At 37.9% G+C, this 16930-nt stretch carries 13 protein-coding genes and 1 other annotated feature; of the genes, 12 read left to right on the top strand and 1 reads right to left on the bottom strand.

Annotated features, from left to right (window positions below; translation table 11 throughout):
* Position 1: 1 nt before the first annotated feature.
* Both gatA and gatB read left to right on the top strand, forming a co-directional pair.
* Positions 2 to 1465, top strand: a complete 1464-nt coding sequence (gatA, locus tag F3D3_RS08970; protein WP_069873161.1) for an Asp-tRNA(Asn)/Glu-tRNA(Gln) amidotransferase subunit GatA — start codon at positions 2 to 4, stop codon at positions 1463 to 1465.
* On the top strand, positions 1455 to 2891 hold the full coding sequence (gene gatB / locus F3D3_RS08965; RefSeq protein ID WP_069873159.1) for an Asp-tRNA(Asn)/Glu-tRNA(Gln) amidotransferase subunit GatB: 1437 nt from the start codon (positions 1455 to 1457) through the stop codon (positions 2889 to 2891). Before gatA ends, gatB begins: the two co-directional genes overlap by 11 nt.
* Before the next feature lie 74 nt (positions 2892 to 2965).
* Here gatB and hutG read toward each other — a convergent pair whose 3' ends face one another.
* Complete coding sequence (hutG, locus tag F3D3_RS08960; protein WP_069873157.1) at positions 2966 to 3970, bottom strand: formimidoylglutamase; 1005 nt, start codon at positions 3968 to 3970, stop codon at positions 2966 to 2968.
* Between the two features lie 285 nt (positions 3971 to 4255).
* Between hutG and F3D3_RS08955 the strand changes: the two genes are divergently transcribed.
* From F3D3_RS08955 to trpA, 10 genes are all read left to right on the top strand, one after another.
* Complete coding sequence (locus tag F3D3_RS08955) at positions 4256 to 5731, top strand: leucyl aminopeptidase (RefSeq protein ID WP_069873155.1); 1476 nt, start codon at positions 4256 to 4258, stop codon at positions 5729 to 5731.
* A gap of 14 nt (positions 5732 to 5745) precedes the next feature.
* Positions 5746 to 6237: a ferritin family protein gene (locus F3D3_RS08950; protein ID WP_069873153.1), complete on the top strand. Its 492-nt coding sequence runs from the start codon at positions 5746 to 5748 to the stop codon at positions 6235 to 6237.
* Between the two features lie 352 nt (positions 6238 to 6589).
* On the top strand, positions 6590 to 7318 hold the full coding sequence (locus F3D3_RS08945) for a DUF2161 domain-containing phosphodiesterase (RefSeq protein ID WP_069873151.1): 729 nt from the start codon (positions 6590 to 6592) through the stop codon (positions 7316 to 7318).
* The gene (locus F3D3_RS08940; RefSeq protein ID WP_069873149.1) at positions 7315 to 8613 is read left to right on the top strand and encodes a HAMP domain-containing sensor histidine kinase; all 1299 of its coding nucleotides are present in this window, start codon (positions 7315 to 7317) and stop codon (positions 8611 to 8613) included. The genes F3D3_RS08945 and F3D3_RS08940 overlap by 4 nt, the downstream gene beginning before the upstream one ends.
* Positions 8614 to 8622: 9 nt before the next feature.
* Complete coding sequence (locus F3D3_RS08935; RefSeq protein WP_069873147.1) at positions 8623 to 9480, top strand: response regulator; 858 nt, start codon at positions 8623 to 8625, stop codon at positions 9478 to 9480.
* Positions 9481 to 9606: 126 nt separating this feature from the next.
* The gene (gene nhaC / locus F3D3_RS08930) at positions 9607 to 11007 is read left to right on the top strand and encodes a Na+/H+ antiporter NhaC (protein WP_069873145.1); all 1401 of its coding nucleotides are present in this window, start codon (positions 9607 to 9609) and stop codon (positions 11005 to 11007) included.
* Between the two features lie 134 nt (positions 11008 to 11141).
* Positions 11142 to 11843, top strand: a complete 702-nt coding sequence (locus tag F3D3_RS08925) for a Crp/Fnr family transcriptional regulator (protein ID WP_084388918.1) — start codon at positions 11142 to 11144, stop codon at positions 11841 to 11843.
* A gap of 62 nt (positions 11844 to 11905) precedes the next feature.
* Positions 11906 to 12229: a binding site (T-box leader), on the top strand.
* Between the two features lie 87 nt (positions 12230 to 12316).
* Positions 12317 to 14755 (top strand): anthranilate phosphoribosyltransferase, encoded by a 2439-nt coding sequence (trpD, locus tag F3D3_RS08920; protein ID WP_069873143.1) that lies wholly within the window; start codon positions 12317 to 12319, stop codon positions 14753 to 14755.
* Positions 14752 to 15921 (top strand): tryptophan synthase subunit beta, encoded by a 1170-nt coding sequence (gene trpB / locus F3D3_RS08915; protein ID WP_069873141.1) that lies wholly within the window; start codon positions 14752 to 14754, stop codon positions 15919 to 15921. Before trpD ends, trpB begins: the two co-directional genes overlap by 4 nt.
* On the top strand, positions 15908 to 16660 hold the full coding sequence (trpA, locus tag F3D3_RS08910; protein ID WP_175438332.1) for a tryptophan synthase subunit alpha: 753 nt from the start codon (positions 15908 to 15910) through the stop codon (positions 16658 to 16660). Before trpB ends, trpA begins: the two co-directional genes overlap by 14 nt.
* The last annotated feature ends 270 nt before the right edge of the window (positions 16661 to 16930 follow it).

Raw genomic sequence — 16930 nt, 5'->3', positions numbered from 1 at the left:
CATGAGCACTTTAACAAAACTAACACTGGCTGAAGCGAATGTGCTTCTCAATCAAAAACAAATCAGTAGTGAAGAACTCACGAATGCTTATATAGCAAAAATTAAAGAGAGCGATAATGAAATCAATGCCTATCTGCATTTTGCATTTGAAACTGCAGGTGAAACGGCAAGAACTGTGGATCAACTCAGAGCAAGTGGCGAAAAATTGGGGACCCTAGCGGGAATTCCAATGGCGATTAAGGACAATATGTCCACACTTGAAATGCCCACCACTTGCGGCAGTAAGATGCTTGAAAATTATCACGCCCCTTTTGATGCCACTGTGGTAAAACAGTTAAAATCGTCAAGAGCAGTTGTTTTAGGCAAACTCAACATGGATGAATTTGCAATGGGTTCTACTACAGAGCATTCTTACTTTAAAAAGACAAAAAATCCAGTTAATTTAGATAGAGTACCTGGAGGCAGTAGTGGTGGATCAGCAGCAGCAGTTGCCAGTGATGAAGCACTGTACACACTTGGATCAGACACCGGTGGTTCCATCAGACAGCCAGCGAGTTTTTGTGGCGTAGTGGGTATGAAACCTACTTATGGTAGTATCTCCAGATATGGTTTAATCGCATTCGCATCGTCACTTGATCAAATCGGCCCTTTTACAAAAACGGTGGAGGACATGGCACTTGTTTTACCGCATCTGATGAAAAAAGATCCTATGGATTCTACTTCATTAACATCGCCTGAGTTTTCATTAGATCAAATTCGCAAACGCGATATCAAAGGCATCAGAGTGGCACTGCCAGTTGACTTCATGGAAGAAGGCATAGATGAAGAAGTCAAAGCGGCGATTTTAAAATCAGCGAAGACACTAGAAGCTATGGGGGCAGTTGTGGAAACGGTTTCTTTAAAATCGTTAAAGCATGCACTTCCTGCTTACTACATCATTTCATCTGCCGAAGCGTCTTCAAACTTAGCACGTTTTGATGGGATTAAATATGGTTATAGACATCCCGAGTTTGACTCTCTTGATACTTTGTATTCGCGTTCAAGACGTTATGGATTTGGCGATGAAGTCAAGCGTAGAATTCTCCTAGGCACTTATGCACTCAGTTCTGGTTATTATGATGCGTATTATAAGAAAGCTTTAAAAGTAAAGACCTTGATCATGAATGAGTTTGAGATGCTCTTTCAACATTACGATGTGGTGCTTGCCCCAGTGGCACCCACTACAGCATATGGATTTGATGATTGCTCAGAAGACGCCCTTAAAATGTACCTTGGGGATATCTACACTGTACCTGTTAACATCGCAGGTTTGCCGGCTATTTCCATCAATTGTGGTTTTGATAAAGACGGTATGCCAATCGGTATGCAGCTTATAGGGAAACACTTTGATGAAGGCATGCTTTTAAGAGTGGGACATGCCTATGAATTAGAAGCTAAAGAAAGGGGGCAATTATATGTTAAATAAATATGAAGTCGTCATAGGACTTGAAGTCCATGTTGAGCTGAAAACCAAGAGTAAAATCTTTTGTGGTTGCTCTACGGTTTTTGGTGCAAAACCGAACACACAGTGTTGTCCGATTTGTATGGGCTTTCCGGGAACACTTCCTGTGCTCAATGAAACCGTGGTAGATTATGCTGTAAAAGCAGGTCTTGCAACACATTGTGATATCACGAGAATCGGCAGACAAGATCGTAAAAACTATTTCTATCCCGATTTACCAAAGGCATATCAGATTTCTCAATACGATTTGCCACTTTGTAAAGAAGGGTTCGTGGACATCAGCGTTCAGGGTAAGGATAAGCGCATTGGGATCACCAGAATTCACATAGAAGAAGATGCGGGTAAGCTCATGCATGATTTAAATGAGGGCACTTTGATTGACTATAACAGATGTGGTGTGCCACTTGTTGAAATTGTATCTGAACCCGATATGAGAAATGCAGATGAAGCCATCGCCTATCTTAAGAAGTTGAGATCGATCTTACTCTATACTGAGATTTCAGACTGCAAGCTCAATGAAGGTTCTTTTAGATGCGATGTGAACTTGTCTGTACGCAAAAAGGGAGAGCCTGAATTTGGAACGCGTACAGAGATGAAGAACCTCAACTCTTTTGCCTTTATTAAAAATGCCATAGAACATGAGACGAAAAGACAAATAAGAGCGGTTGAGTCGGGTGAAGTCATCATTCAAGAGACCAGGAGATGGGATGCGATCAAAGGGGAGTCCTATTCCATGAGAACCAAAGAAGACGCTCATGATTATAGATATTTTCCAGATCCAGATCTTGCAACTATCGTGATAAGCGATGCGAAAATGGATCAAATTCAATCAGAGCTTCCTATATTACCAGATGAACGCAAAAGAACTTATATGGAAAAATATAAACTCGCAGCTGATGCAGCTGAACAGTTAACCGCTCAAAAACAACTGTCTGACTATTTTGAGATTGGCGTCAATCATGTGGAGACACCCTCTACACTTGCGAATCTGATGATGACAGATAGTTTCAAAAACAGTTATGGTGATGATGAAGCAATAATCTTTAAAATTAAGCCTGAAGCATTGTCAGAGCTTGTGATGTGCATTGAAAAGGGAACGCTTAATCCCTCGCTTGCAAAGAGAGCCATGGGCTATTTAGTTGAAGAACAAGGCGCTGTTAAAGACATCCTTAAAAAGTATGATTTAGAAGTTCTAAAAGATGTTGAAAGATTAACGGCTGAGGCTGAAATTATATTAAAGGAAAAACCGATGATTATTAAAGATTTCTTAGGTGGAAAAGAAAAAGCAATGGGTGCTTTTATGGGACAAATGATGAAAAGGACAGAAGGCAAAGCAGATCCAGAGCAGACAGAAAAGGTCTTTAAAGTCCTCGTCGAAAAGTTTAAATAGAGTGAAAGCTATTTGAGTTAAAAAAGCACGATTTTCGAATTGGAGTAAATCTCCAAAAGAAAGTCGTGCTTTTTCTATAGCGCAATATTATGATTGTGTGCAATTGCATTAACAGCTGAAAAAATAAAGGTCGCCGCTAAGTTTGCAGTGATATTGTCGTGGTCAAAACGTGGCGAGACCTCTGCAATATCAAATGCGATGACCTTGTTGCTTCTAAAAATATGTTTGAAAAATTTTAGCAGACGTTCGGGATGTAATCCCAAAGGTTGGCTGGCGCTTACTCCTGGAGCAAATGCAGAAGAAAAAACATCTGTGCAAATGGTGACATAAAGATTACTTTGCGCTTCTATAAAGTGATCCAATTGTTCAAAAGCTTTAATCAAATCACCTTCACCGATATCTTTGGCCATCAAATATTGAATATTAAGGTTTCTAGCGGTTTTAAAGAGATCAATGGTATTGCCTCTTTTTTGAATGCCGATACAAAAGTAATTGAAAGGCGTTTGATTTCGGATGCATTGATCTGAAATCTGTCTAAACATAGTGCCAGATGAGCCTTGAGTTTCATAAGGTCTTATATCAAAATGAGCATCAAAGTTAATAATCCCCAGTGGGTTTAGTGCGTCAAAATGGCTCTGGCTTATAAGACCGTTATAAGTCCCAAGGGCAACTTCATGCCCTCCTCCCAAGACAATCGGAAAAAGACCGAGTTCTATTATTTGAGAAACGGCCAAGGCCAAATCATGCTGAGCGGTTTCAAGATCACCCTCGATACAATGGATATCGCCCGCATCAAAGAGTTTTAGTGTAGGTGAAAAACTACAGGGCATATTACAAAGTTCTTTACGGATCGTATTAGGGCCCTTTGCAGCACCGGTTCTTCCTAAGTTTCTTCTAACACCTTCATCGCTGCAAAAGCCGAGAAAAGCAATTCCAACAGTAAATTCACTATGTGTTTTTAAACAGTCTTTTAAGTCAAGTGGTTTAACCCATTGATGCCATCTAAAAGCGTCATAGTTTTCTGTATGGTCAATTCTACCTGTCCATTTGGACATATCTGGTTTTGTGTAATTTTGCATAAGAACTCCTTATTTAAAGATATAAGATCAGAGTGTCAAAAATAAAAAGTTGAGCAACCCTTTACCATATGATGCGTTTACCAAACTAAATACTAGCAGACTTGCATCTTTTATGCGTCTATTTTTTTCGGAAAACTTTATACCCAAGAATTGAACTTTTAAACGCAGGAAAATGAATTTGAGTTATTAAGAATCGTTTAAAAAATAATTAATGCAATAATTGTTTAAATTAAATGATATGATGGAATAAATAAAGTAGTGTACAAAATAAATAGGAGGCGCGAAATGAAGTTAGAAATTGTTGATAATATAACAAGTCTTGAGGATGCAATGGTCTTGTTAGTGGATGAGTCGTTAGAGTTGCCCTCAGAGCTTCCCGCAGATTTGAGTTCTGAGCTGATGAGCTATATGAAGGGATTAAAGGATAAAGCATCGTATAAAGGCAAGATTGGTGAAATCAATTATGGCACAATCAAAGTGAAAAATGATTATTTAAATATTGCTATTTTAGGTCTTGGTAACAATGATACTTTTTCTACAATTAAATTACAAAATGGCTTAGCGGACATTTTTAGAAGTTTAAAGACAAAGTGCTCGAAGTCTATTCTAATCATGGCAAGGTTGATCACGCAATACATGGATTCTTCAAGGAAAAGAACCGTCTTGATGTCTGAATCACTTATAATGGCAGATTATGAATTTTCAGAATATAAAAGTGATTTTGAAGCAAAACAAGTTGAGCATATTTATCTTTTGGGTGATTTTGAAAAGGGCGCTTTAGAAGAGGGGGTTATCTTAGGCGAATCCAACAAGATTGCGCGTCACTTGATCAATTTACCAGCGAACAAACTCACGCCACTCCATTTGGCGGAACTTGTAAAATCATATGGAAACATCAATGGGTTTGAAGTGATTTTAAAAAACAAAAGTGAGATTGAAGCACTTGAAATGAATGCGTTCTTAGAAGTAGCAAAGGGTTCATCGCAACCTCCAGTGCTCATTATTATGAAATATACTGGAAATCCAGGATCAGATCACAGACTGGGCTATGTTGGTAAAGGATTGACTTATGATTCAGGCGGCTTGTCTATAAAACCCACTTCAGGTATGGTGACAATGAAAGACGATATGGGCGGAGCAGCGGCAGTTATTGGCGCCATGATCGCCATCTCCAAATTGAATTTAAAAGTCAATGTCACCGCAGTTATAGCGGCCTGTGAGAACATGATCTCTGGAGCGAGTTACAAGCCTGGGGATATTATCTCATCAATGGCTAAAAAAAGTATTTTTATAGGCAATACAGATGCCGAGGGCAGGTTGACATTGGTTGATGCAGTGCATTATATTGTTGAAAAAGAGGATGTTTCAGCAGTTATAGATGTGGCAACTCTCACAGGTGCAGCGATTCATTGTTTAGGGCATGATGCGACTTGTGCGATTTCCAACAATGATGATTATTATGAAGTAGTGAGTAAAAGTTTTGCTAAAGCCAATGAGCATGTTTGGAGATTACCTATATTTGATGAATATAAAGCACTTTTAAAACATCACGAAGCGGATTTGACCAATACGGCAGGATCCCCTGGGACTATAACGGCAGGGCTTTTTATCGGTGAGTTCGTTCAAGATAAGCCTTGGGTGCATCTGGATATCGCGGGAACGGCTTTTACAGATAAACAAGTGGGTATTTATACAAAAGGTGGTACTGGTGTTGCGGTGAGACCACTTTACTATGTGGCAAAAAAATTTGCTGCAAAATAAGAAGGGAGAAAATCATGGTTGAAAAAGATATTCAAATTTTTAAACAGGCGATTATAAACGAAGTAGAAGGCTATGAATTTTATAAAATGGCCGCATATAGTGCTGAAAATGAAACTTCTAAGAAGACCTTTCTCGATCTAGCAAATGAGGAACTTAAACATATCGACTGGCTAAAAGATGCACTTAAAAAATTGAGTACAGATCCTCAAGATCAAACCACACTGGCATTGCTTGAAAATCCACCTTCTCCAGATATTTTTAAATGGGATAATGTGAGAATCAAGCAAGCAAGTATGGCTGTATCTGTGTTTGGAATAGGCATAGAGATGGAAAGAGCTTCGGTTAAATTCTATGAGGATGCAATGAATAACACTTCATTTGAAACTGCCAAAAAATTATTTGAAGTCCTTGCCAAATGGGAGAAGGTTCATTTGGAACAGTTTTCAGCAGAGTATGATCATTTAATTCAAGACTGGTGGAGCGATCAAGGGTTTGCGCCGTTTTAGCAAATGGCACAGGGTGAGTTTCATGTTGTCGCTTTAAAATAGATAAAACTGTCATAGAAATTTATTTTCTTTATGACAGTTTTTTTATGTTGAGAGTTGCTCAGCTTTTGGGTTTTGACACTCTAATCATTATTCGTTTGTAGAAATACTCAATATACATTAAAATAGTAATAGAAGCTGAAATTGAATCTGGTGCCTTACCTCAAGCCATCGTCGTATTCGGCATTGTTAGAAGCCTCTTTTGGCTATGTGGTTAGGACTAATAGAAGTGAGTGTATAGAGAAGCCATAAAAAAAGCAGATGAGCTCATGTATCAAGAAAAAAATGCGCGCAAGAAGCGCATGGAGGTATAATGGATAAAATTTATGAAGCCTCCTTAAGTGACCCGTGCAAGGCGTGGTTAAGATCTAAAGGATGTGCCGTAGCAGCAGAGGTGAAAAGTATTGATTTGTTAGGGATATATACCTGTGAACAGGAGCAGATATCCATTGCAATTGAACTGAAGCTCAAATTAAATTTAGAGCTGATCTTACAGGCTGTTGAAAGACAAAAAATTGTGGATTATGTCTACATTGCGGTTCCGCACGCATATAAGGTTTTAGAAAGTAAGCGGTTTAAAAAAATAGAATTGTTGCTCAGACGATTAAATGTGGGCTTATTAACCGTCAACTTTAGATCCATGGAACCTTATGTGTCAGAGATCATAGCAGCAAACCCTTATGATTTTGAAAAAAGCAGGAGGATTGCGGACAAAAAAAAGCAAGCACTCTTAAAAGAATTTCATTCCAGAATAACGGATTCTAATGATGGCGGCGTCACTAGGCGTAAGCTGATGACTGCATACAGAGAACAGTCACTCCTAATAGCACATTATATAACTCAGGGTGCACCTATGACCCTAAAAACCTTAAAAGCGTTAGGCGCTCCTGAAAAAACGGGCGTGATTTTGAGAAATAATCATTACAACTGGTTTGAACGCGTCTCACTTGGCTGTTATCAATTGACTGAGTCAGGTGTAAAAGCTGTTGAAGAACATCAAGATATCATTCTTAAGATTATGGATTCACCGGAGGCTTTATGAATTTTGCACTGAAGAAAATTAATAACTGGTGGAAAGAATTTAATGTGATTCAGATTCAAAAAATGATTGTGATAGCCATGGTGGATGCCATTGTATCAGGCTTTAGCATGAATATTTTGCCATCTCATTATACGATAAATTTAGGCGTGGCGATTTTACCGATCTATTATTATTTTGACAGACGCTTAAATCCGATTGTAGCTTCATTGTTTATTGCAAGTATTGGGTTGCTTTTTAGGACCTTTACAGGTTATTATTATTATGGTAGTTTCGAAGCTGCATTTTGGGCAGATTTTAATTTTCTTTTTTTTGACCTGACCTATGGCCTTATTTTCTATTTGATTTTTTATAAAGATTTACGAAAAACACTTTTTACATTATACTTAGCCTCAATGGCGAGTGATTTTTTGGGTAATGCATCTGAATTTATTTCGAGATATGGCATTATGGAGTATACATCCAATAATGTTATGGCAACTCTCTTTCTTGTGGCAGCAATAAGAGGGGTAATTGCTGTTACACTTTGTGTCTCAATTAATTATTACAATTCATTTTTGCGAAAGGAAGAACATGATGAGCGGTATAGGATGCTGCTCAACATTATATCAGATTTAAAAGGTGAAATTTACTTTTTACACAGCAACACCGAACATGTAGAATCTGTTATGGATGAAGCTTTTAGCTTATACAGAGAGTATGATAAACTAGACGAAGCGCATCGAAAAAATAAGGCGTTAAATATTGCAAAAGATGTCCATGAAATTAAAAAGAATTATTTTAGAGTAATAGAGGGTATTGATGAGATTATTTTAAAGGAAAAGCCAAATGATAAATTGTCTTTGAACGATTTGTCAAAAATTTTGCACTTATCGTTGACAAGACAACTTGAAATGAGTCACGTGCCTATTGTTTTGACTTTTCATGTTCACAGTGATGCTTTGATTAAAGAACATAACTTATTGATGTCAGTTTTGAGAAATTTAATAAACAATAGTGTTGAAGCTATTGAAAATGGCGGTAAAGTTGAAGTTTTTCACAATGAAAATGAAATCAGACATGAATTTGTTGTAGTAGATGATGGCAAGGGGATGTCCCTTGAAATGCAGGCCTATATTTTTAATCCTGGCTATTCGACAAAATATGATGATGAAACGGGTAATTCCAATAGAGGCATTGGATTATCGCTGGTTAAGGACATCGTTGAAAATGTTTTTAACGGTAGCATTGAAGTAGAATCAAAAGCGGGTATTGGCACACGTTTTTGTGTTAAAGTTCCTAAAGAATCTATTGAGTAGGGGGATATTATGAAAATCTATATTGTGGATGATGATATCAGTGTCATTAAAATGTTAGAAGAAATCATTTTGGATGAAGTACTTGGCGAATTAATAGGCTCAAGTTTGAGTAGTAAAAAGGCGCTTGAGGAAATACCCATTCTTAGACCGGACATTATTTTATTGGATTTGTTGATGCCAGAAGTGGATGGTACAACACTTGTAGAAACTTTAAAAGAGCAAGAATGTCAGTCGAAATTCATCATGATCTCTCAAGTTTCCTCTAAGAAGATTATCGGAGAGGCATATGAGCGGGGTATCACGTTTTACATCAGCAAACCTGTCAATAAAAAGGAAGTTGCAACGGTCATTAGAAATGTAACCGATAATATTATGATTGAACAAAACTTAGACAAAATTAAAAAGGTTTTGAACATCGATGGGCATAATCATCCCTCCATTTCCATTAGCAATGTGAGTGGTCCTCAAGATCATCTTGAAAAGAAGATTAAAGTGATTTTTAGCCGTCTTGGCATATTAGGGGAATCTGGATGTGATGAGATGATCAAGCTTTGCAAATTCATCAAAGAAGGTAAGATCAGTTTAACGTCTAATAAACTTAAGGATATCAGCAATGAAATATCGGATAATCCCAAAGCGATGGAACAGCGTATTCGGCGGGCAATAAATAGAGGCTTAAGTAACATTGCAAGTCTTGGTATTGAAGATTATTTGAATGAAGTTTTTGTGAAATATTCAAATACATTGTTTGATTTTGAACAAGTGAGACTTGAAATGGAATATTTGCGGGGGAAAAAGGCTTACGGTGGCAAAATAAATATAAAAAAATTCATAGACAATTTAATTTTATTAGTAGATGAAATGTGAGGATTGACTCAAATTTCATTGCATTATTCAGAAAATTCAAAAAGACTTAAAATCTTTTTGAATTTTTTTTAATTATTTTGAACCGGTTACGTATAATTAACATATCTTTTAAAGGGGGGCTTGCTTATGCAAACTAAAAAAGTATCACCGTTAGTAGCAATTATTCCAGTACTATTTTTACTCGTTACGTTGTCTTACACAATTCTTGTACTTGAAGGATCACCACACATTCCTTTAATGACATCGGCAATATTTGCTTCGTTAGTAGCGATGTTTATGCTCGATGCAAAATGGAGTGAAATTGAAGAAGGTATTGTAGATACGATTAAAATGTCTATGGGGGCTATTCTTATATTGATGATCATTGGTATGGTTATCGGTACATGGATTTTATCGGGAGTTGTGCCAACAATGATCTATTTTGGCCTTAAAATTTTATCGCCAAAAATTTTCTTATTGGCAACGCTATTGATGTGTTCAATTGTTTCATTATCAACAGGTTCTTCTTGGACTACTGCTGGAACAGTGGGGGTTGCGCTAATGGGTGTTGGTATGGGACTTGGGATTCCGTCACCAATGATCGGTGGTGCGATTATTTCGGGGGCTTATTTTGGGGATAAAATGTCTCCACTTTCTGATACAACTAACCTTGCGCCAGCAATGGCAGGTGCTAAGTTATTTGATCATATCAAACACATGATTTTTACAACGGGACCCTCTTATATCATTGCCGCTATTGCATTTCTCATAATGGGATTCCAATTTGGTGGAAATGAAATGGATTTGACGATAATTGATGAGATGAATAAAGGTCTTAGTCAAGGTTTTAACCTTAATCCATTGCTGTTATTGATTCCGCTAATTGTAATTGGCATTGTTGTGATGAAAGTGCCAGCGATTCCAGGCCTCTTTGGCGGTGCAATTATTGGTGGAATTGCAGCTATGATTTTCCAAGGGTCTACAGTTGGAGACGTAGTGAGTGCCTTACAATCAGGCTACGTGTCTGCAACTGGGGTTGCTTCTGTGGACGAATTGTTAACGCGTGGTGGCCTCAATAGTATGATGGGTACTGTGGCATTAATACTTTGTGCGATGACATTTGGCGGTGTTATGGAAAAAACCGGCATGCTTGAATCACTTGCAAATGTTGTTTTACATTTTGCTAAAAGTACTGGACAACTTGTTGTTGCTGTTATTGGATCTGCAATTTTTATGAACTTAGTTGCAGGAGATCAATATTTAGCAATCGTTATTCCTGGTAGAATGTATAAAGATGCTTTTGATAAAAAAGGTTTAGCACCTAAGAACTTATCCAGGGCACTTGAAGATTCAGGGACTTTAACGTCACCACTGATTCCATGGAATACATGTGGCGCCTTTATGATCGCTACACTGGGACTTGCACCTTGGACGTACATTCCGTATTGTATTTTGAATCTTGTAAATCCATTTGTTTCTATTTTCTACGGATTCACGGGTATCACTATGGAAAAGGTAGATGCGTCTGCAAAAACTGAAATTGCGTAAATAGATTTATTCATTAGAAATAAAGCCCTAAATCTAAAGATTTAGGGCTTTAAAAAATAGTGGGCAAAATCACTACATATTAAAACCAAAATAGGGTATCATAGTGATATAAAGTAATCCAACAAGAGGTGTAGATGAAATCAATTGATCAAGAAATAATCAATGTTATAGAGAGTATTCCACTTTTTAGTGGTATTCAAAGTCAGGATATTGTAGGTATGATTGGGTGTTTGAATCCTAGAATTTATGCATATCAAAAAAACCAGCCAGTTGCTTCTATAGGCGATCCTTTTTTAGGTCTGGGCATTGTCCTAGAAGGAGAAGTTATCGTTGCTAAGGAGAATATTGCAGGCAATAGGATGATCATGACTGTGCTTAAGAAAGGCGATATGTTTGGTGAAATGATGAGTTTCTCAATGCATACTAAGTGGATTGCGTCGGTGACCGCCCAAACACAATCTAAAATTGTTTTTATTTCTCCAGAAAAAGTAATCAGTCAGTGTGAAAAGATGTGCTCTGGGCACAGAAAATTAATCGAGAATATGCTTGCAATCATGGCTAAAAAAGCACTATTATTAAATCGGAAAGTGGAGTATCTAACCATAAAAAGTCTCAGGGGGAAACTCTGTGCGTACCTTTTAGAAAATCAATATAGATCTCGAGATGTTTTTTTTGAGCTCCCGATGAATAGGGATGAATTGGCAGATTTTTTTAATGTCGCAAGACCTTCGATTTCTCGAGAATTGAGTAAAATGAAAGCGGATGGTTTGATTGATTACCATAAGGCGACGTTTAAAATTCTTAATCTTGAAAAGTTAAAGGCCTATGTGGAGTAAAATTTTCTGAAAAGGTATTGACATTCCATTTTATTAAGTTAAAATAATATTCAATAGTATAATAGAAAACGTTGATTAAGAGTAGTAACTGTGATAGAACTTCGTAGAGAGTCAGTGGGTGGTGAAAACTGATAAGGAAAATGGCAGTGAATGGACTTATGAGTGCAATCTGAATTTTAGTAGGTACGCCGGGAACTCCCGTTATAGAGTGCAGAAGTTGATGGACTTCGAAGAATCATGAGATTGGCATATATCTCACACCTATTTATGGGTGTGAGATTTTTTTTAGGTCATTCACAAATTTTAAGCTCAGCTAGGGCCTTATTAGAAGTGAATCGTCCGTTTTTTTACTCAAAGGTGGCATAGCGAGAAACCTCGTCCTTTTATTATAGGGCGAGGTTTTTTTATATGGATGGGTCGCACGTGTCGACGAGACGCAGTTTTAAGATTGATGAAGGAAAGGAGAGCCAATTATGTTAGATAAATTAATGCGTAAGGAGTCTTTGAGCTATGAAGAATCCATTGTACTTGCAGATGATGTGCTCAACAAGCGCATCACGGATGATAAGATTGAAGCTGCTTTAATTAAGTTAAATCTCAAAGGGGAGACCTATCATGAAATCGCTGGTTTTGCCACTGCAATGAAACGCAATGCTAAATCTTTTAAGGCAACTGAACTCAACATTATGGATACCTGTGGGACAGGTGGCGATGGTCTGGAAACATTTAACATCAGTACAGCAGTGGCTTTTGTGCTAGCAGCGGCAGGTATTAATGTTGCGAAACATGGAAATCGTTCTGTATCTTCTAAGTGCGGTAGTGCTGATATTCTGGAAGCAATGGGCTTTGACCTACAATTAACGGAACGCGAAAATGAACAGTTATTTAGTGAAGAGGGTTTTTGTTTTTTGTTTGCTCAAGCTTATCACACCAAAATGAAAACAATTATGCCTATCCGAAAAAAGATTGGCAAACCGAGCATATTTAATATTATAGGACCACTTTCAAATCCGGCGAACGTCACGCATCAAATGATAGGGGTCTACACCTCCAAATTGCTACGGCCTGTCTATGAAGCTATGAAAACGCTTGGGCTTAAATCAGGCGCAGTAGTTCACGGTTATGGCGGTATGGATGAATTGTCTTTAGAAGGCGAAAATGAAGTTCTGTGCTTTAATGGCGTTAAAGAACAACATTTGATCCTAAATCCAAAACACTATGGCTTTGAAAAAATAGAAAATAAACAATTGAAAGGAGGCAGTAAGGCAGTCAACTTAGAAATAATGCAACATCTTTTAGCAGGTGATGAATCTCCTTATAAGGAAGCTGTGATCTTTAATGCAGGCTTCTGCATCTATCTTAACGAACGTGTAGAATCCATAAAAGAAGGTATGAAAATGGCGCGAATGCTTATAGATGAAGGTCAAGTAGAGGCAAAGGTCAATGCAATATTGAACACACAGGCATGGATAAAGTCCAGTACGATTTTAGATGAGATCTTTGAATATAAAAATCAAATATATGCATCTGATCGTCAAGATCTGCTGCCACTTTCTATGAATCCCAAACAGGAGGCATCGGTAAAAAAAAGAGCGAAATTGAGTCCCCTGTTGAAATCTTCTAGAGCGCTCTATCTTAAGGCACAAGAGCCATCTTTTTACCCCATTATCGGAGAGATTAAAAGAGGATCGCCTTCAAAGGGGAAATTTACTGAAGCGCTTGATATTGAATCCGTGATAAAGCATTATGAAGCTCTAAACGTGATCGGCATTTCTGTCTTAGCAGATCAGAAGTACTTCTATGCAAATGAAGAAGACGTCTACAACGTGAGCAGACTCACGGATAAACCGATTTTGTACAAAGAATTCATCGTTTCAGAGAAACAGATTCAAATGGCAAAGCAAAAGGGGGCCTCCCTCATTCTGTTAATCGCAAGAATGTTGCCTGTTGAGCAACTTGAATACCTGACTCAATACGCACATGAACACGACCTTGAAGTCCTTATGGAAATTCATCAAGCAGATGAATTCGAGAAAGTGAGTGGTATTGATTTTGATATATTAGGCATCAATAATCGAGATTTGCAAACGTTTAAAACCGATATTGATGTGTCTGTGAATTTATACAACACACTTGGGTTGGCATCTTACAGTAAACCTATTGTCAGCGAAAGTGGTATTACAAGCCTTGATGAGATGGATTATTTAATTAAAATTGGATTTCATGGTGTCCTTATGGGGGAACATTTAATTAGAAGTGTTACTCAAACGGGTATTAAAATTTGCGGTGTCAAAAGCGTTGAAGAAGCTCATTTTGTTGCCCAGAGCGGCGCCCATTATATAGGCCTTGTATTTGCAGAGAGTAAGCGGCAAGTGGCTATTCAGAGCGCTTATGAAATTGTAAATGCAATAAAAGAGACGGGTATCAAAACAGTAGCCGTGTTTAAAGATCAAACTGTAGCAGAAATCAACAAAGTAATAGAGACCATCCCCTTTGATATGATTCAGATTCATGGTCCCTTTGATGATTATGAGGCACTTAATAGGCCTGTACAAATTATCAAGGCATTCAGTTATAAAGAAATTTTAGAGGCGATTACAGCATATCATATGCTCAGTAGCCATCCCAAAGTAGACTACTATTTGATGGATGCAATGGTGCCAGGATCCGGCAAGACTTTTGATTGGGAAATTTTGAAACAAATTAAGTCAAGCAAACCCCTTATTATCGCGGGTGGTCTTACTTCAGATAATGTTGCTGAGTTAATCCGTGGTTATCATCCTTTTGCAGTGGATGTCAGCTCAGGGGTTGAGCAAGAGGGTAAAAAGAATAAAGCATTGATGCATTCATTTGTAAAACAATGTTATAGCGCAGATGAATGTAAGCTTATAAATAGGAGGCGTAAGTTATGAAGTATGGTGAGTATGGTGGACAATATATTTCAGAAATATTGATGGAGGCGGTGATCGAACTTGAAGAGACCTTCACAAGACTCAGAAGTGATCAAGCGTTTATCGAGTCATTTAACTATTATATGAAGCAGTACGTTGGGCGAGAAAATCCGCTCTATTACGCTGAAAATCTCAGCAAGAAATGTGGCGGTGCTAAAATTTATCTAAAAAGAGAAGATTTAAATCATACGGGTGCTCATAAAATCAATAATGCCATAGGTCAAGCGTTGATTGCCAAGAGTATGGGCAAGGAAAAAGTAATTGCAGAGACTGGCGCTGGTCAGCATGGTGTGGCAACTGCAACGGCATCTGCACTATTGGGTTTACAGTGTAAAGTTTTTATGGGCGAAGAAGATATGAGACGACAGAAATTAAATGTGTTTAAGATGGAATTGTTGGGAACGGAAGTGGTTCCTGTTAAATCTGGGAGCCGAGTTCTAAAAGATGCGACGAATGAAGCACTCAAATATTGGGCGGCAAATATTGAAGATACGCATTATATTATAGGTTCTGCAATTGGCCCTGCGCCTTATCCAGAAATTGTAAAATATTTTCAAAAGATTATCGGCAGAGAAACCTTGGCTCAACATTTTGAGCATGAGGGCAAAAATCCAACGGCTATTATTGCTTGTGTAGGGGGTGGCAGTAATGCCATTGGCATGTTTGAACCCTTTATTGATTTAAAAGATGTAAAACTTTATGGGATTGAGGCATCTGGAAAAGGACTTCATTCTGGAGCACATGCTTGTTCCATAAATGGCGGCAAGATCGGCATCCTACATGGGACGAAAACCTATTTGCTACAAGATGAAGCGGGTCAAATAGAAGAGGCTTACTCTATTTCAGCGGGATTGGATTATCCTGGAATTGGTCCGGAGCATAGTTATCTCAATGATATTGGCCGAGTGAAATATCATCCAATAAGTGATGCAGAAGCTTTAGAAGCCTTTGATATATTATGTAAAAACGAGGGCATTATACCTGCACTCGAAAGTGCGCATGCAGTGGCATATGGCTTAAAATTGGCGCCACAAATGAGTAGCTCGGAAACAATTGTCATCAATTTATCGGGTAGAGGTGATAAAGATGTCGAAACCATAAAGGAGTATTATGATGAGAAAAATTAATACCGCATTTGAGAATAATAAAAAGGCACTTGTGTCCTATGTTATGGTGGGCGATGGTGGATTTGAAGCCAGCTTGGATTATGCTAGATTTTTGATAAAGAGTGGCATAGATTTGCTAGAACTTGGAATGCCCTTTTCTGACCCTGCAGCAGATGGAGAAACGATCCTTAATGCAGGTCTCAGGGCGCTGAAAGCAAAGACAACTTTTAAGGATGTCATCCGTTTCGCAAAGATCATTAAAGCAGAGACGGATATACCGATGGTGGTGATGACCTATCTCAATCCCATTTACCAATTTGGTTTTGAAAAAGCCTGTAAGTTACTTTCTGAATCTGGCGTGCAGGGGCTCATTATTCCAGATTTGCCACACGAAGAATCCGCTGAATTTAAATTAGTTGCCGAGCTTTATGAAATGCATATTATTCCATTGATTGCGCTTACAACGAGCGAGAGACGTGTTGAACAGATTGTAAAAGAGAGTGAGGGCTTCATATACTTGGTTGCCGTTAAAGGCATTACGGGCACTCAAAGGCCTGATTTAAAAGAAGTAACTCTTATGAGTCATAAGATTAAAAAATATACTAAAACGCCTGTGGTAGCAGGTTTTGGAATTAAAAGCCGCGAAGATGTTCTTGAATTCAATAAGGTAGTAGATGGTGTTGTTATTGCCAGCCGATTTATAGACTTGAGAGAAGCAGGCAAAATGGATGAGATTAAAGCGATTATAGGTTTTTTATAAAAAAATAGTGTGTGTGGGAAATCCAAAATGGGTTTCCTTTTTTTTTTCAAAAGATTTAGGGTTAGAGTATCAAATCCAGTTTCGCACGAACCCTCTACCCTATGCTGTATCGCATACTTTTCGTAAACGACATCATATGCTAGAAGGTTGCTCAACTTTTGGATTTGACACTCTAACCACTATTAATGATTGTAATAAAGTGCTGAAACTGTTACGATGAAAAAAAGGTTAAAAAAGGGAAGTAAATGCCATCCCATAAATAGGATGCAT

Source organism: Fusibacter sp. 3D3 (assembly GCF_001748365.1).
Taxonomy (GTDB): Bacteria; Bacillota; Clostridia; order Peptostreptococcales; family Acidaminobacteraceae; genus Fusibacter_A.
Note: the sequence above shows the minus strand (reverse complement) of the source record. Positions and strands in the feature narration are given on the sequence as shown.

Bases quoted from the DNA above. Each gene is read 5' to 3' on its own strand.
- F3D3_RS08950 (WP_069873153.1), top strand. From the start codon at position 5,746: ATGGTTGAAAAAGATATTCAAATTTTTAAACAGGCGATTATAAACGAA.
- F3D3_RS08935 (WP_069873147.1), top strand. From the start codon at position 8,623: ATGAAAATCTATATTGTGGATGATGATATCAGTGTCATTAAAATGTTA.
- F3D3_RS08955 (WP_069873155.1), top strand. From the start codon at position 4,256: ATGAAGTTAGAAATTGTTGATAATATAACAAGTCTTGAGGATGCAATG.
- hutG (WP_069873157.1), bottom strand. From the start codon at position 3,970: ATGCAAAATTACACAAAACCAGATATGTCCAAATGGACAGGTAGAATT.
- F3D3_RS08940 (WP_069873149.1), top strand. From the start codon at position 7,315: ATGAATTTTGCACTGAAGAAAATTAATAACTGGTGGAAAGAATTTAAT.
- F3D3_RS08925 (WP_084388918.1), top strand. From the start codon at position 11,142: ATGAAATCAATTGATCAAGAAATAATCAATGTTATAGAGAGTATTCCA.
- gatA (WP_069873161.1), top strand. From the start codon at position 2: ATGAGCACTTTAACAAAACTAACACTGGCTGAAGCGAATGTGCTTCTC.
- nhaC (WP_069873145.1), top strand. From the start codon at position 9,607: ATGCAAACTAAAAAAGTATCACCGTTAGTAGCAATTATTCCAGTACTA.
- gatB (WP_069873159.1), top strand. From the start codon at position 1,455: ATGTTAAATAAATATGAAGTCGTCATAGGACTTGAAGTCCATGTTGAG.
- trpD (WP_069873143.1), top strand. From the start codon at position 12,317: ATGTTAGATAAATTAATGCGTAAGGAGTCTTTGAGCTATGAAGAATCC.
- trpA (WP_175438332.1), top strand. From the start codon at position 15,908: ATGAGAAAAATTAATACCGCATTTGAGAATAATAAAAAGGCACTTGTG.
- trpB (WP_069873141.1), top strand. From the start codon at position 14,752: ATGAAGTATGGTGAGTATGGTGGACAATATATTTCAGAAATATTGATG.
- F3D3_RS08945 (WP_069873151.1), top strand. From the start codon at position 6,590: ATGGATAAAATTTATGAAGCCTCCTTAAGTGACCCGTGCAAGGCGTGG.